Here is a 21650-nt window from a genome sequence, read left to right as displayed (position 1 = left end):
ACGATCCCTGATAGCTCAGCGGTAGAGCTCTCGACTGTTAATCGAGTGGCCGTAGGTTCGAATCCTACTCAGGGAGCCACCCCGCCATTGTAGAAATGGCCGGGTCTAAGTTGTTTGCCGGCTCGCGCCAAGCGCGAGCACATCCCCATATCGTAAGCGCAGATGACCCGCCCGCGGTGGATATTCCCCGCACGGACGGCCATGCCAAGATCGGCCTGTCGAAGATCGCATTCGCGACCACGCCGGGATACGGCACTGGCTTTGCTGCCCCTTGAGTAGTCGCAATCGGCCGACGCTGACTCATGCATAACGGCCGATAGTCGGTCCCGACTGCCACGCGACCGGGGAACGTCAGTGCGAACGCCGTAGACACGGCGGTTACCTACAGGCCAAAGTCGGCAGGCGCGGTGCGGGACGCAGCGACGAACGCAAATCGCAATTCGGAATTTCGGGGTAACGCTTTGACACGACTTAATCACGCGACGCTGGACCAGCTGCCATCGACGATCGAAAGCCCGCGAGGCCGCCCCTTGCCAACGGTCGGCATAGTGCATTTCGGGCCGGGAGCGTTCCACCGCGCCCATCAGGCAGCGTATATCGACGCGGTATTGGGGCATGATCCCCGCTGGGGGATCGCGGCGGTGTCGATGCGCAGCAAAGGAACCGTCGCAGCGCTTGCCGAGCAGGACGGCCTCTACACGCTCGCGATACGCGACGCTGAGTCCTCGAACCGCGTGATCGGCGCGCATCGCCGGTTCCTGGGCCCTGACGATGCCGCAGAGACGCTAGCGTTGCTCGGCGATCCCGCGATCCGGCTGGTGACGTCGACCGTGACGGAGAAGGGCTATTGCCTCGCGGCCGACGGCACACTCGACCTCTCGCATCCCGACATCGCGCAGGACCTCGCCGGCGGCGGGACACCACGCAGCCTCGTCGGGTGGCTGGTCGCTGGCCTCGCCGCTCGCCGAGACGCCGGGATAGTGCCGTTCGTGCCGATGCCGTGCGACAATCTCGCGAACAACGGTGCCAAACTTCATGCCGCGCTCGTCGCGTTCGCAAAGGCGCGCGATGCGGGACTGGCCGACTGGATCGACGGCGAAGTGCGGGTCCCGTCGACGATGGTCGATTCGATCACACCGGCGTCCGATGGCGCGCTGTACGACAGCGTCGCCGAAGCGATCGGCCTCGAAGATCTGGCTGCCGTTCAGCGAGAGTCCTTTGCCCAGTGGGTCATCGAGGACATCGGCGCCCCGCTCGGCCCCGATCTTGCCGCGGTGGGTGCGACGATCACCAGCGACGTCGCGAGCTATGAGAAGGCGAAGCTGCGGATTCTGAACGGCGCGCATTCGACGCTCGCTTATATCGGACTGTTGCGCGGTGCCGCGAGCGTCGCCGACGCGATGGCCGACGCGGCGCTTGCCCGCTTCGTGGATGCGATGATCCGCGACGACGTCATCCCGATGTTGCCGCGCACCCCCGGTTTCGATCTGGATGCCTATCGCGCCGCGGTACTCCAGCGGTTCCGCAATCCGGTCATCATCCACCGGCTCGACCAGATCGCGCAGGACGGCTCGCAAAAGCTGCCATACCGGCTCGGCGATACGCTGATCGCCAACCGCCGGGCGGGGCGGATGCCGACCGGGATCGTGACCGCGCTCGGCGCATGGGTCGCCTTCCTGATCCGACGCGCACGGGAGGGTATGGCGATCGTAGACCCGGCCGGCGATCGTCTCTTGGCCGCCGCAAGGGAAGGCACGCCCGCAGATGTCGTCGCCCGCCTCCTCGACGCCGGGCTAGGTTTCCCAGCCGAACTCCGCGACGACGTTGCCGCCCACTCCGCCATTGCCGACGCCGCGGAACGGATCGGCCGCGGCGAATGGTCGGACGTGGAGCGCTAGAGACGATAGGCTGTCGCCGCATTTCCACCGAAGATCCCGTCACGCGCACCTGGGCAGGCGCGCGTGACGAAGTCCTCGATCAGATCGACGACCCGGCGATACTCGGCAGCAAGCCGGCACACCGGCCAATCGGACCCGAAGATCAGGCGATCCGGACCGAAGCAGGCAAGCAGATGGTCGAGGTACCGCGCGATCTGGTCCCCCGTCCATGTCACGTGGTCCGCTTCCGTTACCAGGCCGGATATCTTGCAATAGAGCGACGGAACCTGCGCCATGTCGGCGATCGCGTCCGCCCATGGGTGCCAGCCACCCTGCGCGATATCCGGCTTGGCACCGTGATCCAGGATCAGTCGTGGAGCATCCGAAAGGCCCGCCGCAACGGCATCGCAGAATCGACGGACATGAATCGCCTGCCGCGGCTTGACGAGAATGTCGTAGCTGAAGCCCTGCTTCAGGGCCGCACGGACCCCACGAACGAAGGCAGGAGTCAGCAGGAATGCATCGTCCGGCTCGTCCTGGACGATGTGCCGAAAACCGATCAGCTTGGACGAGGCGGCGCGAGCCTGAAGCCGCTGCACCACGTCGTCGGCGCGCAGATCGATCCAACCGACCACGCCGACGATGCGCGGGCTCGCCGCCGCCAGGTCGAGCAGCCAGTCTGTCTCCGCATCGGTCTGGCATGCCTGCACGGCGATGCAGCCGTCGATTGCCGCATCGTCGAGCAACGGCATCAGATCGTCCGGGACGAAGTCCTGCGCAAGCACGCTGCCGGGATCGATCCAGTCGAACGCCGCGGGCGAATAGGACCAGAAATGCTGGTGTGCGTCTATGCGGGTCACGGCGCCGGTCACTGTGCGGTACGTCTGTCGAGTGGCGGGAATGTCTGCATCCGCTGAAACTACCGTGTGCATGCCGGTGCAGCAATCGCGTCCCGGTCCGCGCGCTACCTCGATACGACCGTCGGCATGAAGACATAGCCGTTGCCGCGAACCGTCCGGATGATCTCGGTCGGGTCGAACGCAAGCAACTTGCGGCGCAATCGGCTGATGTTGACGTCGATGGTCCGTCCGCGCGCCATGCTCTCGGTACGTCCCGACAGCGCGATCATGTCGTTGCGCGAATGCACCGTCTGCGGCTCGGAGACGAAGGCGTGGAGCAGAAGATACTCGCCGTCGGTCAACCGGACAGCCGTTCCGTCCGGCGCATGAAGCACGCGCATCCGGCAATCGAGCGTCCATCCGGCGAACGCGAAAATGTCGCACGTGCCCGGATGCGCGCAGTCCGCGACGTGACTAGCCTCCACGGTCGCTGGACGCGTGCCCCGCCGTCGCAATACCGAGCGTATTCGCGCGAGGATCTCGCGCGGACTGGACGGTTTGGTCACGTAATCGTCGGCACCCAGTTCGAGTGCGACGACGCGGTCGACTTCACTGCCCAGCGCGGAGAACATGATGACGGCGGGCGCGGTGGCATCCTGCACGAGCGTCCTGAGCACCGACAGCCCGTCCTCGCCCGGCATCATCATGTCGAGGACGACCAGGTCGCAGGACGACCGTCGCAGTAGCGTGCGCAGTGCGGCCCCGCTGTCCACCGCCTCCGCCCGAAGTCCGTGATCGACGAGAAACTCGGTGAGCAAGTCGCGCAGGCCAGGATCATCGTCGACGACGACGATCCGCGCGCCGTCCGGGCGCTCTGCTTCGGTGGTGGCAAAGGCGTTCTCATGGGGAACGTACGAAGCAGGGCCGGGCAAGCCGTGATGGTTCGCGATCATGCCGGTCGCGTGGACCCGACGTTTGTCCAGCATGTTTCCGCATACGGGTGGTCGCTCGACCGGCATGACAAAGGCCGTACGACGGTGAGATGGTTGTACGAAGCCCCAGTCGGCGCTAGCGGAAATCCGCTATGTCGCTCGCTTCCAAACCGCCCGTCAAGCCGTTGAACTGGCGTCAGCCTTTACCCGGCCTCCGGATTATAAAGCGCGGAGACGTGCCGATCACCCGCATCCAGATCTATGGACAGCGGTGCAGCGGCACCAACATCGTCACGCGAACGATCGAGGCAAACATGCCGGGTGCCGAGATCACCGAGGCGTTCGGGTTCAAGCACTGGTTCGTGCCGCCGCAGACGCTGTTCGTGAAGGATACGCTGGTGCTCGTCGTGGCGCGCGATGCGTATGACTGGGCCCGCAGCCTGCACCGCCAGCCCTGGCACGCACATCCCGACCTCAAGGCGCAACCGTTCGACGCCTTCATTCGCAGCCGCTGGCACAGCTATTGGGACGACCATTTCGGCCATATCGAGCCGGGCCATCCGATGCAGGGCGACGAGATGCTGCACGAGCGCGATCCCGAGACCGGCGAACGTTTCGCCAATTGCATCGCAAAGCGTACCGCGAAGCTGCGGCATTGGTCGTCCCTGACCGATCGCGCGCACAACGTGGCGTTGCTCGGCTACGATGCCTTCACGCGCGATCCCGCCGCGTTCCTCACCGCGCTCGGCACGGTGACCGGCATCGCCTACCGCGACACCTTCGTCCCCATCACCAGCTACAAGGGGCAAGGTTACGCGCCGTACGTACCCACGTCGTACCCCGAACTCGCGCCAGCCGATGCCGAGCATATCACCGCGTGGCTCGATCCCGAGGTCGAGGCGGCGTTCGGGCTCAGCGCCGACTACGCCGGTCGATATCATTCGCCTTCGAGCGTCGCTCCGGTAGAGCGTTCGGCATGAGCCAGCCGATCACGTTCTTCATCCATCATCAGGGCCGCGGGCATGCCAATCGCGCGATGGCGATCATCCGCGAACTGCCGGCCGATCGCGCGGTAACGATCCTGACCGCCAAGCCGTCGCTGTTCGACGGGTTCGAGCGGCCGATCACGATCGCCGCGCTGCCCGACATGATCGGCGCGCCGGTGCCTACTCCGGGCCTGTTCGCGCAGGCCACGCCCGAGGTGATGCACTGCGTTCCGCTCGGCGTCGCGAAGACCCGGGCGACGATGCGGACGATCGTCGATCACCTCGACGACGTCGACCCGGCGCTATTCGTGGTCGACGTCTCGGCGGAGATCGCATTGCTCGCCCGGATCGCGAGCGTACCCGCGATCAGCATTCGCATGCACGGCGACCGCCTCGATCCCGGTCATTTGGGCGCGTACCAGGCGAGCGTCGGCTTGCTGGCGCCGTTCGGCGAAGCGCTCGAACAGGCCGACACCCCCGACTGGGTGCGCGCCAACACGTGTTACGCAGGCGGTCTTTGCACCACCGTCGACCCCGTTCCGACCAAGGCCGAGGCACGCGCGAAACTCGGCCTCGATCCAACCAAGGAAATCATCGTCGTGCTTACCGGCGGCGGCGGCGCAGGGACTCCTTACGCACCGCTGACGATGGCGGCGCGCGCAGTGCCGGACGCCCTGTGGCTGGTGCTCGGGCCGGTCCACCGCGAGGGGCATGAAACCGATTTCGGCAATCTCGTCGAACTCGGCTGGGTCCCCGGCGTCACCGACCACATCGCCGCCGCCGATGTCGTCATCGCATCGGCGGGTGACAACACCGTGCACGAGATCGCACGCGTCGGTCGGCCTTACGTCTGCGCCCCCGAATGGCGCTATTTCGGCGAGCAGACCCGCAAGGCGGAGCGGCTGGCGGAACTGGGCGCGGCGATTGCACTCCCGTCATGGCCCGGGGCACTGGCGCCGTGGCGCGGTATTCTCGACGCTGCAAAGGCACTCGATCCGACCGCTCTCGCCGACCTGTACGACGCCGATGCCGCCAAGGTCGCCGCGGACTATTTGGAAGGGCTGGCGGTTTCGCTCTGGGCCGCGGGGTAGAAACCCCGTCCTGGCGTTGAGCCGCATCTCAGCTGAACAAAATCTCCGGCGGCATCCTCGACGCAGCAACCTCTTCCGCGGTCGGCCCCCGCAGCACGGTAATCGTGTCCGCATCCCACGCGATCAGACCGCGCTCGTCGAAATGCCCCAGCCAGTAATCCATGCACCCCCGCCCCCATGTCGCACGGAACAGTCGCGCGTTGCGGACGATCGCATCGAAATGTTGATAGGCGGGCGTATGGACGACATGATGCTGGTGATACGCCCGCGCACCGCCGACCCACCACATCGGCACACCAGCCTTCTCCAGCCGTGCGGCAAAGTCGGTCTCCTCGCCGCCGTAACCGACATAGCGCTCGTCCATCCCCCCTGCCCGCATCCAGTCCGCCGCCGAGATCGCAAACGACAGGCCCCAAAGCTCGCCATGGCTTGGTGTCGGCCGGATTTCGTCGGTCGCGATCGGTGGCTTGGCGGGGTGACGCACGCCGATCCGGTCCAGCAAGGCGAAATCGATCCCGCCCTCCAATGCCTCGGCCGGCAGATACAGCACTTCGCCGAGCCTGATCCCACCCGGCGATCCGGCGGTTTCGGCATACCGATCGACCAGTGTCGGCGACGGTACGCAATCGACGTCGAGAAAGATCAGCTGCTCACCGACGGCCGCCGTTGCCGCGCGGTTGCGCGCCGCGGCCAACGGCATCTCGTCGCCCGCGACGAACACTGCGCGCACCGGAAAATCGGTCGCCGGCAGGTCGACGTGCGGCGCGTCCTGCATATAGGCCACGACCAGTTCGTCGGGCTTGCGCGTCGATGCGTTCAGGCCGGCGATGAGGTTGACGAGGTGCGCGCGCCGACCGCGGACCAGCGTCAGGACGCTGATGCTCACGATGCCAGCTTGATCCGTTCGCCATGCCCAGCGGCGGCGCGGAAATACGCCACCCCCTCGATCACACCGCGCGCGTGATGACCAACCGCGACATAGCCATGCGCAAGGTCCGCGCGCGCGGCCAGGCCATCGGAATAATTGCCGACGATGATCGCGTGCCGCGACGATCGCAGCATCTCGATATCGTTGCCACTGTCGCCCGCGACGATCACCTGGCGCGGTTCGAGCCCCAGCCGGCGGCGGACGTGCTCGACCGCGGTGCCCTTCGACGCGGCGTGCGGCAGGACGTCGAGGTAACGCCCATGGCTCTGGATGATCGAGCAGCTATGGCCATGTTCGGCCAGTAGCGCGCGAACGCGTTCCGCGGCGGCCATGTCGCCGTCCGCAAAATAGCTGAGCTTGAACCGACGTTGCTCGAGCGGGCTTTGCGGCGTCAGTCCGGCATATTGCCCGATCAGCGCAGCAACCGCCTCGCGGTCCCAGCCCGCGGCGATGATGCCGTCCCACTCGGTATCGCGGTCGTACACCGCCCCGCGCACCGTCCGGTAATAGATTTCCGAACCGACCGATGTGATCAGGATCTCGGGACGCGGCGCGTCATGCTGTCCGAGCACCGCCATCGCACTGTGGAAACTGCGCCCGGTCGCGATCGCGAATGCGACGTCGGTCTGTGCCTCGTGCCACGCGGCAAAGTCGCCGACGCCTTGTGCGCAACCGATCAACGTTCCGTCGATGTCCGACACGAGAAGCAGCGCGGGATCGCGATCGGCGATCGACGGTACCGATGCGCCGACGACCTCTTCGAGCAACCCGGCATAGAGTTGCACGTGACGATCCCAGTCATACGCGCGTATCGCGACCGACCCCGCCGCGGAATAGCGCGACCAGAGCGCCGGATCGTCGAGGATCTTGACGATCGCATCGATGATCGCGGTCGGCGAGCGCGGATCGACGAGGATACCGTTGCCGCAGGTCTCGACGATGTCGTTCGGCCCGCCACTATCGGTTGCGACAACCGGCAGGCCGCTTGCGGCGGCTTCTAGCAACGTCAGTCCGAACGGTTCGTTCAATGCCGGGTTGACGAACACGCCCCCCCGGACGCGGGCATGCGCGTAGACCGCAGCGATGTCGTCGGGCCGGTGCTGCTTCGGATAGGCCACCTTGCCGTACAAGTCGTAGCGGTCGATCAATTGGAGCAGCTCGGCGATATTGTCGCGGATCTCGGGCTCCAAAGTCGCAATGTCGTCGCGCGTCCCGGCGAGGATCACGAGATTGGCCGCGGCCTGCAACGCCGGCGATCGACCATATGCGTGGACGAGCGCCGCGAGGTTCTTCTTCGTCACCGGCCGCGCGATGGCGAGGATCACCGGCTTGGCAGGATCGTCGAGGAACCGGTTGATGAGCGCATCGACCCGCGGATCACTGCGACAGTTCGCAAACTGCTTCAGGTCGCTACCGGGAGCGAACACGCGGATCCGGCCGGGATCATAGGCAACGTAATCGGCATATTGGACCTCGGCCTCGTCGCGCGACGAGGCGATAATCGCTGCCGCGCCGGCAATCGCCTCTTCCTCTATCGCAATGCGGCGATCGAGCCCGGCGGTCTCGGCACAGTCGCGATCGAACGCGGCGCGCTTCACGCGACCCAGCGAGTGGGCGGTGAAAACATAGGGGATGCCGGTACGTGCCGAGACGCGCGCCGCGATCAGCCCAGCGTCGGCATAATGCGCGTGCATGACGTCGGGCGCGCGATCGAGCGTGGCGATGTGCGCGACGAGTGCCTCGACCAAGCTGTCATGCTCGGTCCACAGGTCTTCCTTGGCCAGGTACGCATCGGACGCCGTGAGCAGGCGTACGATGCGCGTAGTGCCGTCGATCGTCTCGATCGGCTCGGCATAGCATTCGGCATAGGCTGCATGATGGAAGGCCCGGGTGACGATCTCCATCCGGTCGATGGCCGGGTTCCGCCCGCTGGCAGCGACCAGATCGAGCAAATACCGGATATGCCCCCCGGTATCGGCGGTAATTCCGTACTCCACGTCGGTTGCGCGTAAACATCCCTGCAACGCGATATGTAGAACGAACACCCTTCCCCCATTCATCTGTGATTCATCCGAGGAACCGTCGGCAGGGTTGCCGGGTTCCGGGCGGATGATACTTAAAAGCCCGCCATTGATGCAGATCAGCATGATGCGTCCGGCGCAGATCGACGCCGCGTGAGGATCGCTCTGCTCACATGGGCTTACCCCCCCGAGAAGAGCGGCCTTACCCGTGCCGCGCGTGAGATCGCGCAGTCGCTGGCCGGTGCCGGCCACGACGTCACCGTCTTCACGATGGATCGCCGGGATGCCAGCGGGGACGCCAACCGGGATGCCAGCCGGGATGGACGCGTGACGGTCATCGGTTGCGGTCTGCGCGAAGGTTCGCTGTCGGCACGGTTCCGCAAGATCGCGGCTGTGGGCCATGCCGTCGCTCCGCTCGCATTCCGTCGCGCGGTGCGGCGCGAACATCGTCGCGAGGCGTTCGACGTGATCGAGGCGACCAATTGGTACGCGCCCGGTCTCGCGATCGCGCTGACCGGCCCAGCCCCGCTCGTAACGCGCAACTCGACCCCGGCGGCAACCTCCGCAGCCGACGTCACCAGCCTTCGCGATCGGTTCGATCGACGCGCCGCGATGCTCGCCGAGCAACTGTCCGCGCGGTTCAGCAAGGCGCTCATTTCCAACACCCAACTCCACGGCAAGAAGATCGCCGCGCTATACGGTGTCATGGCGCCGAACCCAGACGGCCGACACGCGGTTATCGGGCTCAGCCTGCCCCCCGAGATCGTCGCGCGCGGAACTGCGGCGACCTACCCGGACGAAGGCATCGAGGGGCGACCGATCGAGCTTCTGTTCGTCGGGCGCGACGAACATCGCAAGGGCTTCGACGCGTTGATCATGGCGTTGCGGATCCTCGCGCGTCGTGCCGATGCCGGGATGCGTGATTTCCGCCTGACGATCGTCGGTGTGCATGCGGACGACCTGAAGGCATTGCCCACGACCGCCCGCGCGCGACTGCGCTGCCACCACCGTGTCGACGAACCGCTGCTCCACGATCTGATGGAGGCCGCGCACGTGATCGTCGCACCGTCGCGCTATGAAAGCTTCGGGCTCGTCTATCAGGAGGCGATGATGTTCGGCCGCCCGGTCGTTGCCTGCGCCGAGGACCCGAGCGCGCGGCTGTTCATCGGGGAAAGTGGTGCAGGGCTGCTCGCCAAACACTGCACCGGGGACGATCTCGCGACCCAGATCCAGCGCTTGATCGAGGACCCGGCGTTACGCGCGCACTATGCCGCGGCCAGCCGCAAGGCATCGGGCATGTTCACGCGCGATACGCTCGCGGCGCAGACGATCGCTGTCTATCGCACCGCGACGGAATCGAAGGGGGCTAGCAGCAACGCCTCGTCCTCCGGCCTGCCCGCGCCCGTCGACATCGCCTCGTAGATCCGCGTTCGCTCGCGCACCCGCTCGCCGTCGAGCCGGTGTTCGAGCGCACCGGCCAGCGCGAGCGAACTCTCGACGAACGGCACAACGGGCCGTTCATGCACGCGTCCGGCAAATCGGATGTTGCTGCAATTGAGGCGGTACTGGATGTCGGGATACGATGCCGACTGTACCCCATCGACGAGGTTTCTTCGCGGCAACCCCAGCGAACGCAGCCCGTCGCGATCCGCCGCCGCGACCAGCCAGCCCAGCGCACCCAGCAGTGCCGCGTCCGGTCGCTCGTCGGTATCGATCTGCAGCACCCATTGCGTCTGCATCATGTCCTGCAACCGGTTGCGCTGGCGCGCAAAATCTCCGTCGAGTGGGTGGCTCTGGACTTCGATCCACGGCACCCGCTCGGCGAGCTCGCGTGCGTGGTCTGCAGTACCGTCGAGCAGCACCACGATCCGGGTAAACGCATGGCGGTAATCGGTCGCGATCTCCAGGATGTCGCTCATGTCGGCAGGCCGCGCCATGATGCCAAGGCCGATCGCATGCGGTACCGGCGTCGCTGCGATCGAACGCGCGCGAGCGGGCCGGTAATCCGGGGGAAAGCGGACGTCATCGTGCGTCGTTTCGATCGGTTCGACCTCGAACCCGAACCGCCATGCCGCATTGCGTAACCCTGCCGGGTCGAGCATCCAGCGCTCGGCGGGCTCGCGCTCCAGATCGACGATGCCGCGTTCGAGCCGCGCGATGATGTCCTCCGCCACCGCGCCAACCTCGCTCACATCGCGGACCAGCAGGCGGCAGTGGCTACACTCGAACCAGCCGTCGCGTGCGAGCCAATCCCAGTTTCCGCATATCGAGCATCGCAATCGCATGGTCCCGGCAACCCGCAACGCAAGGAACCGGTTCCCATACCCCGTGCCGGCATCGGGCACCGCGCACCCGGCCTGTACCAACCTACCCCCGTCATCCTGACTTTCGTCTGGATGACGGGGAGCCGCTCAATACCCCAGCGAATGCGCCAGCGTCAGCAGCAACCAATACAACCCACCCGACAGCAACATCGCCACCGGCAACGTCATCACCCACGCCAGCGCCATGTTCATCACGGTACGACGCTGCAACCCAGCCCCGTTGGCAACACTCGCGCCCGCCACACCAGAAGACAGGATGTGCGTGGTCGACACCGGCATGCCGTATTTGACCGCCAGCAGGATCGTCGCGGCCGCGACCAGCTCGGCCGACGCGCCCATCCCGTAGGTCAGGTGCGTCTTGCCGATCCGCTCGCCCACGGTGACGACGATCCGCTTCCACCCGACCATCGTCCCCAGCCCCAGCGCCAACGCGACGGTGACCTTCACCCAGGTCGGGATGTACCGCGTGCCCTGTTCGAGCCCGCTATTGTAGCTCTTGAGCGTCGTGATCTCCTGCGCGGTAAAGCGGCTCTGCGCGGACTTGTCCTCGGCGATCAGCTTGGTCGTATCGAGCACGAGGTACATGTCGTTGCGCAGGTTCGGCGTCGCCGCCGCGGGCACCTTGCCGAGCGAGCCATAGCCCTCGATCCGGCTCGACACGTCGTCCGACAACGCCGCCAACGCGCCATAGATGACCGGGTCGGCGACGTGCTTGGTCTTTAGCGCCTGCGTGACCTGCGCGCGCGCCGTACCGACATCGGCAGGTGCACCATCGGCATGCGCGCGATACGCCGCCGACGCGGATTGCGCCGTCTGCACGAACGCCGGCATCGCGCTTTCGGGCATCGTCCGGTTCAGCGCATAGGCGGTCGGCGCGCAGCCGATCAGGATGAGCATGATCAGCCCCATGCCCTTCTGCCCGTCGTTGCTGCCATGCGCGAAGCTGACCGCGGTGCAGGTACCGATCAGCAGCGCCCGGATGCCGCGCGGCGGCGGCGTCTGGCCCTCGGGCGCCTCGTACAGTTTCTTGTCGCGCAGGAACCGCTTCATCACGAGCAGCATCAGCAGCGCGCCGACGAACCCGACGACCGGGCTGAACGCGAGCGCGGAGAGCACTTTCCACACCTGCACCATATCGACGCCCGACGTCCCATCGGCCCCGCCGCCATTGATGAGCTGGTTGGCGAGGCCGACGCCGAGGATCGAGCCGATCAGCGCATGGCTCGACGAGTTGGGCAGCCCGACCGCCCAGGTCGCGAGGTTCCACAGGATCGCCGCGAGCAGCAGCGCGAAGATCATCGCGAACCCGCCAACACTGCCGACGTTCAGGATCAGGTCGACCGGCAACAGCGTGACGATCGAATACGCCACCGCGCCCGACGACAGCATCACGCCGAGGAAGTTGAAGAACCCCGACCATACGACCGCGAACGGCGCGGGCATCGAGTGCGTGTAGATGACGGTGGCGACCGCATTGGCAGTATCATGGAACCCGTTCACGAACTCGAACCCGAGCGCGATCAGCAACGCCAGCGCAAGGAACGCGAACGCTCCGCCCGCCAGGCTTTCGCCGACCTGTGCGGTGTCGAACGCGATGCTGAACCCGGCATAGGCCAGCCCGCCGATCAGGACGGCAAGGAAGATCCACCGCCCCGACGGATGCAGCGAATGATCGAGCTTGGGACCGGTGTGCAGCGCTGGCGCCGTAGCGGCCGAATCAGCCGTCATCGCGCCGGGTGCAAATGTGGAGGTTGCCATGGGAATGTGCAGTCGGCCCTTACGATGACAATCTTATGACAGATATAAATCAGGCAGTGGTTCGCCCTGATTTGGGACGCCTCCCCTAACGATCCTCCCCCTTGCGGGGGAGGATTGTCGGAGCGACTCCGCCGAAAGATCAGTTCGCCGCGCGCTGGTTCACCGAGCCGTACCGATGCTCGCGATCTGCGTCCCACTACGCCCAAACAACACCGCGATCTTCACGTCCGCATCCACGGTCATTTCCTTGCAGCACCGCTGCGCATCGGCGAGCGCGTCGAGCCCCCCGCTACGTGGCTGGCAGGCGCTGGCGATCGCCGATCGCAGCCGGCGCTGGAACGCGGTCCGCCCGGCGTCGCTGGTCAGGTCGAGCCCGACGCGCGACACGCGTACCGACACCGGCTCGCGCCCGGAACTGGCCGAAGCACCTGCCGAAAGCAGGCACGCGCCGACGATCGCCGCCGAAGCGACGCTGATGAAAAGCTTCATGATGATGTTCCTCAAATGGTCCTGCGGTCCGCAGGGCTCGGCCTGCGGGCGACGGCGCCAGCGCGTCGGGACGCCTTTCTGGATGTGGCATCTCCGACGACGAACCTCGTCGCTGCGCATCCCCTAGGCGCACTTCATGACGCTCGCGCGACGGTTCGGCAACGGTCCGACGACGCGTGGAATCTATCTCAGACGTATGATCACATACCGGGATACCGCTCGAACGCCGGCAGTGCGGTCACGTCAACCATCCACGCTAAGCGATCGGCCACCTGGATATGCGCGCCCGGCGCGACCGCCTCGGGATCGTCCAGCGTGCAGGATTGCACGTCGATGATCCCCGGCAGCATGTCCGCGTTGGTATAGAAAAGCCCCGTTCCACACCGTCCGCAGAACTGCCGCCGGCCGTTCGTCGACGATACATACGTCACCAGATCACCGGAGATCGTCACCTGTTCCGTCTTGAACGCGACCCAGCCCACCATCGGCGCCCCAGCACTCCGACGGCAATCGCTGCAATGGCACAGCGCATAATGCTCGGGTTCCCCTTCCGCGACATAGCTGATCGCTCCGCAATGACATCGTCCCGCCAGCATGTCCGTCCCCCTGCAATGTTCCTCACTTGTTCCACGCATCGTCGCCCCGCGCAAGCGTTACTCGCTTGCCCCATCGCCCCCCGTTCCCTACCTGTTCACCGGTGAACCAGATCGCCCAAACGTCCGCGCCGCAAGCCGAGCCCCCCTATCTCCGCGGCCTCAATCCGCCGCAGCGCGAGGCGGTGCTGACCACCGACGGCCCCGTCCTCATCATCGCCGGCGCGGGTACCGGCAAGACCGCGGCGCTCACCGCCCGCCTCGCGCACCTGATCTTCACCAGGAAGGCGTGGCCCTCGGAGATTCTATCGGTCACCTTCACCAACAAGGCCGCGCGCGAGATGCGCGAGCGGGTCGGCCGTCTGGTCGGCGATGCGGTCGAGGGCATGCCGTGGCTCGGCACGTTCCACGCGATCGCCGCGAAGATGCTGCGCCGCCACGCCGAACTCGTCGGGCTGCAATCGAACTTCACGATCCTCGATACCGACGACCAGTTGCGTCTGCTGAAGCAACTTATCCTCGCCGCCGACATCGACGAGAAGCGCTTCCCGACACGCAGCCTCGCCGGGCTGATCGACCAGTGGAAGAACAAGGGCCTCGTCCCCGCCGACATCGATGCGGGCGAGTCCGAGCGCTATGCCAATGGCCGCGGCGGTGAGCTGTACCAGCAATATCAGACGCGTCTGATCGCGCTCAACGCGTGCGATTTCGGCGACCTGCTGCTCCACATGCTCGTCATCCTGAAGACGCACCGCGACGTGCTCGTGCAGTATCAGCAGCGCTTCAAATACATCATGGTCGACGAGTATCAGGACACCAATTCGTCGCAATATCTCTGGCTGCGGCTGCTCGCGCAGGAGCGCAAGAACATCGCCTGCGTCGGCGACGACGACCAGTCGATCTATTCGTGGCGCGGCGCGCAGGTCGAAAACATCCTGAAGTTCGAGCGCGATTTTCCCGGCGCCAAGGTCATCCGCCTCGAACAGAATTACCGCAGCACGCCGCACATTCTCGGCGCCGCCTCGGGCGTGATCGCGAACAATGGCGGACGGCTCGGCAAGCAACTCTGGACCGAGCGCGACGTCGGCGAGAAGGTCAAGGTCATCGGCGTCTGGGACGGCCCTGAGGAAGCACGCCGCGTCGGCGAAGAGATCGACATCGTCCGCCGCTCGGGCAAATCGCTGGACGAAGTCGCGATCCTGGTCCGCGCGCAGCACCAGACGCGCGAGTTCGAGGACCGCTTCATCGCGATCGGCATGCCGTACAAGATCGTCGGCGGTTTCCGCTTCTACGAACGCGCGGAGATCCGCGACGCGCTGGCGTACCTCCGCGTGGTCAACCAGCCCGCCGACGACCTCGCCTTCGAACGCATCGTCAACGTCCCCAAGCGCGGCCTCGGCGACAAGGCGGTCGCGCGCATCCACCAGCTCGCGCGCGCCACCGGCACACCGCTGACCACCGCTGCCGCGCGCATCCTCGATACCGACGAACTGACCGGGGCAGCGAAGAAGTCGCTTGGCCGGCTAGTCGGCGACATCGCCCGCTGGCGCGACATGGCGACCAGCCTGCCGCACGCCGAACTCGCGCGACAATTGCTCGACGAGAGTGGGTACACAGCGATGTACCAGGCCGAGAAATCGGTCGAAGCCACCGGCCGTCTTGAGAACCTCAGCGAACTCGTCCGCGCGATGGAGGAGTACGACTCGCTCGGCGCATTCCTCGAACACGTCAGCCTCGTGATGGACAACGAAGGCGGCGCGCAGGATCCGCAGGTCACGATCATGACCATCCACGCCGCCAAGGGGCTCGAATACGACACGGTCTTCCTCGTCGGCTGGGAGGAAGGCCTGTTCCCATCACAGCGCTCGCTGGATGAAGGCGGCGTAAAGAGCCTCGAGGAAGAACGCCGCCTCGCCTATGTCGCGATCACGCGCGCACGCCGGCTCGCGGTCATCATCCACGCCGCCAACCGCCGCATCTACGGCCAGTGGAACTCGTCGATCCCGTCACGCTTCGTCGCCGAACTCCCTGCCGAGCATATCGATACGGAAACCACGATGTCGGGAGGCGCAAGCCTCTGGCAAGCCAACTGGTCCGACCGCGCCGATCCCTTCGCGGATGTCGCACGCGGCACCGGTCGAGGCCCAGGCTGGCAGCGCGCGGCAGGCACGGGCAGCACATTCTCGGCCAAGCCCGCTCGCGTCGTCGAAAGCCGGTCGAGCGCGATCAGCCTCGGCAACAAGGGCCGCGACGACCTGTCGCTGGGCATGCGCGTCTTCCACCAGAAGTTCGGCTACGGCCTGATTGCAGAGATCGAAGGCAACAAGCTGGAGATCGATTTCGAACAGTCGGGCCGCAAGCGCGTCATGGACAGCTTCGTGACGCTCACGCCTTAACCGGTAGCAACGAAAGGCAGATCAGCCGGCGGTCTGATCCGCGAGCGAGAAGATCCGCTCCATCACCGCCCATTTCGGTCCGGTCGCGTCGATCGGCTTCTGATACACGTCCATCGCCGTCTCCCATGACGCGACAACCGGCTGCAAGGCCGGATCGGCCGCGCGTGGAAAATCGTCCTCGACCTCGGCGATCATCACGAGGCGGTCGGCGACCTGCCAGATCTCCATCTCACGATACCCCCGCTGGACGATGTCGCGCACGACCTCGGGCCACACTGCGCCCGGCGCGTGGCGTTCGCGGTAGGCGGCGATCAGGTCTGCGTCGTCGACGAGGTCGAGTGCACTCACGATGCGATACGTCACGGAAATTCCTTCGATACGGCGTATTCATACGACAATAGCGCCGCCGCCCCTTTTCAAAAGTCACTTTGACTAATAAAACCACCGAAACGCATAACGACGCGCAGGAGATGGAATGAGACTGTCCGGCAAGACCGCGGTAGTGACCGCGGCGGCACAAGGCATCGGCCGCGCCACCGCAGAACGCTTCCGCGACGAGGGCGCACGCGTGTTCGCACTCGACCGCGACGGCCATGCGTTGCAGGCGATCGAAGGCGTCGAACGTCTCGTCGTCGACCTGCTCGACGCCAGCGCGATCGCCGCACTGCCCGCCGCGATCGGCGACATCGACATTCTCGCCAACGTCGCCGGCTTCGTCGCGGCGGGCGATATTCTCCAAGGCAGCGACGACGACTGGATGCTGTCGTTCGACCTCAACGTCCACGCGATGCACCGCATGACCCGCGCGTTCCTGCCCGGCATGCTGGCGCGCGGCGGCGGTGCGATCGTCAACATGAGCAGCATCGCATCGAGCGTGAAGGGTATCCCCAACCGCTACGCTTACGGCGCATCGAAGGCGGCCGTGGTCGGGCTGACCAAGGCCGTGGCCGCCGACTTCGTTGGGCGCGGCATCCGCTGCAACTGCGTATGCCCCGGCACGATCGAGACCCCTTCCCTGCGCGAACGCATCGTCTCTCAGGCGGGAACGCAGGGCATTTCGGTCAGCGAGGCCGACGCCGCGTTCGTGGCGCGCCAGCCGATGGGTAGGCTCGGTCGCGCCGAGGAAATCGCCGCGCTGTTCCTGTATCTTGCCAGCGACGAATCGAGCTTCACCACCGGCGCGGTCCATGTGATCGACGGCGGCTGGGTCAACTAAGGATCATCAGATGAAACTGTTGCGTTACGGCCCACGCGGCCAGGAAAAGCCCGGCATCCTCGACCAGGACGGCGTCATTCGCGCGCTGCCCGCGGACCTCGGCGACATCGCCGGCGAGCTGCTGTCGTCCGAGGGTCTTGCGAAGATCGCCGCGCTCGACGTTGCGACGCTGCCCAAGGTCGAGGGCGCCCCGCGGATCGGGCCGTGCGTCGCGCGGACCGGCAAGTTCATCTGCATCGGCCTGAACTATTCGGACCACGCCGCCGAGAGCAACATGGCTCTGCCGGCCGAGCCGGTCGTGTTCGGCAAATGGACCAGCGCGATCCAGGGCCCGAACGACGATGTCGAAATCCCGCGCGGCTCCGAAAAGACCGATTGGGAGGTCGAGCTCGGCGTCGTCATCGGCACGCCCGGCCGCCACATCGCCAAGGCAGATGCGCTGTCGCATGTTGCCGGCTATTGCGTCGTCCATGACGTGTCCGAGCGCGCGTTCCAGCTCGAACGGGGCGGCACCTGGGACAAGGGCAAGGGCTGCGACACGTTCGGCCCGATCGGTCCCTGGCTGGTTACCGCGGACGAGGTCGATCCGCAAAACCTCAACCTCTGGCTCGAAGTCGACGGCCATCGCTATCAGGACGGCACCACCGCCAACATGATCTTCGACGTCGCGACGATCGTCTCGTACCTCAGCGACTTCTGCACGCTGGAGGCGGGCGACATCATCTCGACCGGCACGCCCGCGGGCGTCGGTCTCGGCCAGAAGCCGCCGGTGTATCTGCGCGCAGGCCAGACCGTGCGGCTCGGCATCGAGGGCCTCGGCGAGCAGACGCAGACGATGATCGCCGCCGCATGACGCAAATCACCGGCCTCCGGACGATCGACCTTCGCTTTCCGACCAGCGCGGGGCTCGATGGCTCCGACGCCATGAACCCCGATCCGGATTACTCGGCGGCCTATGTCGTGCTCGACACCGATACGGACGGTCTCGAAGGCCACGGCCTAACCTTCACGATCGGTCGCGGCAACGACATCTGCGTCGCTGCGATCGAGGCGATGCGGCATCTCGTGATCGGGCTCGACCTCGATTGGATCATCGAGAATCCGGGGCGGATGTGGCGACATCTGACGGGTGACAGCCAGTTGCGCTGGATCGGCCCCGACAAGGGCGCGATCCACCTCGCGACCGGCGCGGTGGTCAACGCGATCTGGGACTTGTGGGCTAAGGCGGTCGGCAAGCCGGTCTGGCGCCTCGTCGCCGACATGACGCCGGAGGAGTTGGTCCGTACGATCGACTTCCGGTACCTGACCGACGCGATCACCCCGGAAGACGCGCTCACGCTGCTGACGAACCGCGCGGCGGGCAAGGCCGAGCGGATGGCCGATCTCCAGGCCACCGGCTTCCCCTGCTACACCACGTCGGCGGGCTGGCTCGGCTATCCCGACGACAAGCTGCGGCGGCTCGCGCAGGAGGCGGTCGATGCAGGGTTCGACTATATCAAGCTCAAGGTCGGCCGCGATCTGGAGGACGATATCCGTCGGCTGACGATCGCGCGCGACGTGCTTGGCCCCGACCGAAAGCTGATGATCGACGCGAACCAGGTGTGGGACGTTCCGCAGGCGATCGAATGGGTCAACGCGCTCGCCTTCGCAAAGCCGTGGTTCATCGAGGAGCCGACCAGCCCCGACGATATCCTCGGCCACCAGGCGATCCGCGATGCGATCGGCGAGGTGAAGGTCGCGACCGGCGAGATGTGCCAGAACCGGATCATGTTCAAACAGTTCATGGCGGCGGGCGCGATCGACGTCGTGCAGATCGACAGCTGCCGTCTGGGCGGCGTCAACGAGGTGCTGGCGGTGCTGCTGCTCGCGGCCAGGTACGACCTGCCGGTGTGTCCGCATGCGGGCGGCGTCGGCCTGTGCGAATATGTCCAGCATCTCTCGATGATTGACTATCTCTGCTTCTCCGGGACCAAGGAGGGGCGCGTGATCGAATATGTCGACCATCTGCACGAGCATTTCGTCGACCCCTGCGTGATCCGCGACGCCGCGTACATGCCGCCGACGCTGCCGGGCTATTCGATTGAGATGAAGCCGCAGTCGCTGATCGACTATCGGTTCGCCGGATGAAGCTCGGGCTCGACGGCAAGGTCGTGATCGTCACGGGTGGCGGGGCCGGCATCGGCCTCGCCATCGCCCGCGGGCTGGCCGAGGAAGGCGCAATTCCGGTGATCGTGTCACGGAGCGCGCCTGAGGATTTCACGGCCGAGCACCTGTTCGTCGCGACCGAATTGTCCGACGACGATGCGTGCGCGGCGGCGGTCGAGGCGGCGGTCGCGCGCTATGGTCGAATCGACGGGCTGGTGAACAATGCCGGCGCCAACGACAATATCGGCCTCGACAAAACGCCCGCGCAGTTCCGCGCCTCGCTCGACCAGAACCTCGTCCATTATTTCGCGATGGCGCATCACGCGGTGCCGCATCTGCGAAAAACCCGCGGCGCGATCGTCAACATCTCGTCGAAGACCGCGGTGACCGGGCAAGGCGACACCAGCGCCTATGCCGCCGCGAAGGGTGCGCAACTGGCGCTGACCCGCGAATGGGCGGTCGCGCTGCGCGGCGACGGGATCCGCGTCAACGCGGTGATCCCCGCCGAGGTGATGACGCCGCTCTACCAGCGCTGGATCGACAGCTTCGACAACCCGGCGGAAAAGCTCGACGGCATCGTCGCGCGCATCCCGCTCGGCCACCGCATGACCGAGGATCGCGAGATCGCCGATACGGTGGTCTTCCTGCTCTCCGACCGGGCGAGCCACACGACCGGGCAATGGCTCTACGTCGATGGCGGCTACACTCATCTCGACCGCGCGATAGACTGACGAACAAAAAAATAATCAGGAGTGGATCATGAGCGGAACGACCGCCGACAGGAAATATTTGCCGGCGATCGTGCTGACGGTCGCGCTGTTCTTCCTCTGGGGGATGGCGAACAATCTCAACGACATCCTGATCGCGCAGTTCAAGAAGGCGTTCACGCTCACCGATTTCCAGACCAGCTTCGTCCAGCAGGCCTTCTACATGGGCTATTTCCTGCTCGCGGTGCCGGCGGCGCTGGTGACGCGGGCGAAGGGCTACAAGACCGCGATCGTCACCGGGCTGGTGCTGTATGCGGCGGGGGCGCTGCTCTTCTATCCGGCTGCGCATTACGGCGAATATCTGTATTTCCTCGCGGCGCTGTTCGTGATCGCGTGCGGGCTGGCGTTCCTCGAGACGTCGGCGAACCCGCTGATGACCGAGCTGGGCGACCCGAAGACCGCGGCCAAGCGGCTGAACTGGGCGCAGGCGGCGAACCCGGTCGGCACGGTCGTCGGCGTGCTGATCGGCAAATATTTCATCCTGTCCGAGATCGTCCACGACGACAGCACGGTAGCGGCGATGACCCCGGCGGCACGCGAGGCGTTCTATCGCAGCGAAGTCGTCGCGGTGCAGACGCCGTATCTGGTGATCGGGCTGGTCGTGCTGCTGTTCGCGGTCGCCGCCGCCGTGATCCGCTTTCCCGAGCACCGCGCGGACGAAACCGTCGGCGCGTCGTCGCGGTTCGTCGACGTGTTCCGCCACCCGCGGCTGATCTTCGCGACGATCACGCAGTTCTTCTACGTCGGCGCGCAGGTCGGGATGTGGAGCTATACGATCCGCTATGCGCAGGCGAACGTCCCCGGCATGGCCGAGCACGACGCCGCCGATTACCTGTTCGCCAGCCTCGTGCTGTTCGGGGTCGGCCGGTTCGCCGGCACCGCGCTGATGGGCCGGATCGCGCCCCCTCGCCTGCTCGCGATCTTCGCGGTGGTGAGTACCGTGCTGGCGGGCGTGGCCGGGCTCGTCGGCGGGCAGGTCGGGCTGTACGCGCTTGTCCTCGCGAGCCTGTTCATGTCGATCCAGTTCCCGACGATCTTCGCGCTCGGCATGGACGGGCTTGGCCCGCTCCGTCGCGCGGGGGCCTCGCTGATCATCATGGCGATCATCGGCGGCGCTGTGCTGACCGGGGTGATGGGGCACATCTCCGATCTTGCCGGGATCGATACCGCGATGCTGGTGCCGGCGGCGTGCTTCCTCGTCGTGCTGGCGTTCGCGGTGAAGGCCGGGCGGACGGTGTCGGGCGAGGTCGTGCAGCCGACGATCCACTGAGCAACGGAGCACCACAGA

The 21650-nt window shown here is 65.9% G+C and carries 19 protein-coding genes and 1 tRNA gene; 11 read left to right on the top strand and 9 right to left on the bottom strand.

Features of this window, described 5'->3' with window-relative positions:
- Positions 1–4 precede the first annotated feature (4 nt).
- Positions 5–79: transfer RNA gene (locus tag QFZ54_RS03145), tRNA-Asn, on the top strand.
- Positions 80–461: 382 nt separating this feature from the next.
- The gene (locus QFZ54_RS03140) at positions 462–1898 is read left to right on the top strand and encodes a mannitol dehydrogenase family protein (RefSeq protein WP_307084320.1); all 1437 of its coding nucleotides are present in this window, start codon (positions 462–464) and stop codon (positions 1896–1898) included.
- Here the strand turns inward: QFZ54_RS03140 and QFZ54_RS03135 are convergent.
- Together QFZ54_RS03135 and QFZ54_RS03130 are read right to left on the bottom strand one after the other, a co-directional pair.
- Complete coding sequence (locus QFZ54_RS03135; RefSeq protein WP_307084318.1) at positions 1895–2737, bottom strand: amidohydrolase family protein; 843 nt, start codon at positions 2735–2737, stop codon at positions 1895–1897. The two genes, QFZ54_RS03140 and QFZ54_RS03135, sit on opposite strands and share 4 nt — an antisense overlap.
- 104 nt (positions 2738–2841) lie before the next feature.
- Entirely contained in the window at positions 2842–3702 is an 861-nt protein-coding gene (locus QFZ54_RS03130) for a response regulator (RefSeq protein ID WP_307084316.1), read from the bottom strand.
- A gap of 182 nt (positions 3703–3884) precedes the next feature.
- Between QFZ54_RS03130 and QFZ54_RS03125 the strand changes: the two genes are divergently transcribed.
- Together QFZ54_RS03125 and QFZ54_RS03120 are read left to right on the top strand one after the other, a co-directional pair.
- On the top strand, positions 3885–4628 hold the full coding sequence (locus QFZ54_RS03125) for a hypothetical protein (RefSeq protein ID WP_307084313.1): 744 nt from the start codon (positions 3885–3887) through the stop codon (positions 4626–4628).
- Positions 4625–5725 carry a glycosyltransferase gene (locus tag QFZ54_RS03120; protein WP_307084311.1) on the top strand — a complete coding sequence of 367 codons (1101 nt, stop codon included), beginning with the start codon at positions 4625–4627 and terminating at the stop codon, positions 5723–5725. Before QFZ54_RS03125 ends, QFZ54_RS03120 begins: the two co-directional genes overlap by 4 nt.
- 28 nt (positions 5726–5753) lie before the next feature.
- Here QFZ54_RS03120 and QFZ54_RS03115 read toward each other — a convergent pair whose 3' ends face one another.
- Together QFZ54_RS03115 and QFZ54_RS03110 are read right to left on the bottom strand one after the other, a co-directional pair.
- On the bottom strand, positions 5754–6611 hold the full coding sequence (locus tag QFZ54_RS03115; RefSeq protein ID WP_307084309.1) for a glycosyltransferase family 2 protein: 858 nt from the start codon (positions 6609–6611) through the stop codon (positions 5754–5756).
- A complete protein-coding gene (locus QFZ54_RS03110) occupies positions 6608–8650 on the bottom strand; it encodes an HAD-IIB family hydrolase (protein ID WP_307084307.1) in 2043 nt (680 codons plus the stop codon). The genes QFZ54_RS03115 and QFZ54_RS03110 overlap by 4 nt, the downstream gene beginning before the upstream one ends.
- A gap of 177 nt (positions 8651–8827) precedes the next feature.
- Here QFZ54_RS03110 and QFZ54_RS03105 point away from each other — a divergent pair, with 177 nt between their 5' ends.
- The gene (locus QFZ54_RS03105) at positions 8828–10096 is read left to right on the top strand and encodes a glycosyltransferase family 4 protein (RefSeq protein WP_307084305.1); all 1269 of its coding nucleotides are present in this window, start codon (positions 8828–8830) and stop codon (positions 10094–10096) included.
- Here QFZ54_RS03105 and QFZ54_RS03100 read toward each other — a convergent pair.
- The 4 genes from QFZ54_RS03100 to QFZ54_RS03085 all read right to left on the bottom strand — a co-directional run bounded on the left by QFZ54_RS03100 (position 10012) and on the right by QFZ54_RS03085 (position 13841).
- A complete protein-coding gene (locus QFZ54_RS03100) occupies positions 10012–10866 on the bottom strand; it encodes a hypothetical protein (protein ID WP_307084303.1) in 855 nt (284 codons plus the stop codon). The genes QFZ54_RS03105 and QFZ54_RS03100 overlap by 85 nt on opposite strands.
- A gap of 219 nt (positions 10867–11085) precedes the next feature.
- Positions 11086–12726 carry an inorganic phosphate transporter gene (locus tag QFZ54_RS03095; protein WP_307089240.1) on the bottom strand — a complete coding sequence of 547 codons (1641 nt, stop codon included), beginning with the start codon at positions 12724–12726 and terminating at the stop codon, positions 11086–11088.
- 189 nt (positions 12727–12915) lie between these two features.
- Positions 12916–13245: a UrcA family protein gene (locus QFZ54_RS03090; RefSeq protein ID WP_307084301.1), complete on the bottom strand. Its 330-nt coding sequence runs from the start codon at positions 13243–13245 to the stop codon at positions 12916–12918.
- Between the two features lie 200 nt (positions 13246–13445).
- Positions 13446–13841 carry a GFA family protein gene (locus tag QFZ54_RS03085; protein ID WP_307084299.1) on the bottom strand — a complete coding sequence of 132 codons (396 nt, stop codon included), beginning with the start codon at positions 13839–13841 and terminating at the stop codon, positions 13446–13448.
- A 110-nt stretch (positions 13842–13951) separates the two neighbouring features.
- Here QFZ54_RS03085 and QFZ54_RS03080 point away from each other — a divergent pair, with 110 nt between their 5' ends.
- Positions 13952–16234, top strand: coding sequence for an ATP-dependent helicase (locus QFZ54_RS03080; RefSeq protein ID WP_307089238.1), 2283 nt, complete (start codon positions 13952–13954; stop codon positions 16232–16234).
- Positions 16235–16255: 21 nt separating this feature from the next.
- On the opposite strand, the gene QFZ54_RS03075 is transcribed toward QFZ54_RS03080, so the two are convergent.
- Positions 16256–16597, bottom strand: a complete 342-nt coding sequence (locus QFZ54_RS03075; RefSeq protein ID WP_307084297.1) for an L-rhamnose mutarotase — start codon at positions 16595–16597, stop codon at positions 16256–16258.
- A 112-nt stretch (positions 16598–16709) separates the two neighbouring features.
- On the opposite strand from QFZ54_RS03075, the gene QFZ54_RS03070 reads away from it, so the two are divergent.
- The 5 genes from QFZ54_RS03070 to fucP are packed head-to-tail and all read left to right on the top strand — an operon-like array spanning position 16710 to position 21632.
- Positions 16710–17450, top strand: coding sequence for an SDR family oxidoreductase (locus QFZ54_RS03070; protein ID WP_307084295.1), 741 nt, complete (start codon positions 16710–16712; stop codon positions 17448–17450).
- Between the two features lie 10 nt (positions 17451–17460).
- The gene (locus tag QFZ54_RS03065; protein WP_307084293.1) at positions 17461–18303 is read left to right on the top strand and encodes a fumarylacetoacetate hydrolase family protein; all 843 of its coding nucleotides are present in this window, start codon (positions 17461–17463) and stop codon (positions 18301–18303) included.
- On the top strand, positions 18300–19577 hold the full coding sequence (locus tag QFZ54_RS03060; protein WP_307084291.1) for an L-fuconate dehydratase: 1278 nt from the start codon (positions 18300–18302) through the stop codon (positions 19575–19577). The genes QFZ54_RS03065 and QFZ54_RS03060 overlap by 4 nt, the downstream gene beginning before the upstream one ends.
- On the top strand, positions 19574–20326 hold the full coding sequence (locus QFZ54_RS03055; protein WP_307084289.1) for an SDR family oxidoreductase: 753 nt from the start codon (positions 19574–19576) through the stop codon (positions 20324–20326). The genes QFZ54_RS03060 and QFZ54_RS03055 overlap by 4 nt, the downstream gene beginning before the upstream one ends.
- 28 nt (positions 20327–20354) lie before the next feature.
- Positions 20355–21632 (top strand): L-fucose:H+ symporter permease, encoded by a 1278-nt coding sequence (gene fucP, locus QFZ54_RS03050; protein WP_307084287.1) that lies wholly within the window; start codon positions 20355–20357, stop codon positions 21630–21632.
- The last annotated feature ends 18 nt before the right edge of the window (positions 21633–21650 follow it).

Source organism: Sphingomonas faeni, from assembly GCF_030817315.1.
Lineage (GTDB): Bacteria > Pseudomonadota > Alphaproteobacteria > Sphingomonadales > Sphingomonadaceae > Sphingomonas > Sphingomonas faeni_C.
Note: the sequence above shows the minus strand (reverse complement) of the source record. Positions and strands in the feature narration are given on the sequence as shown.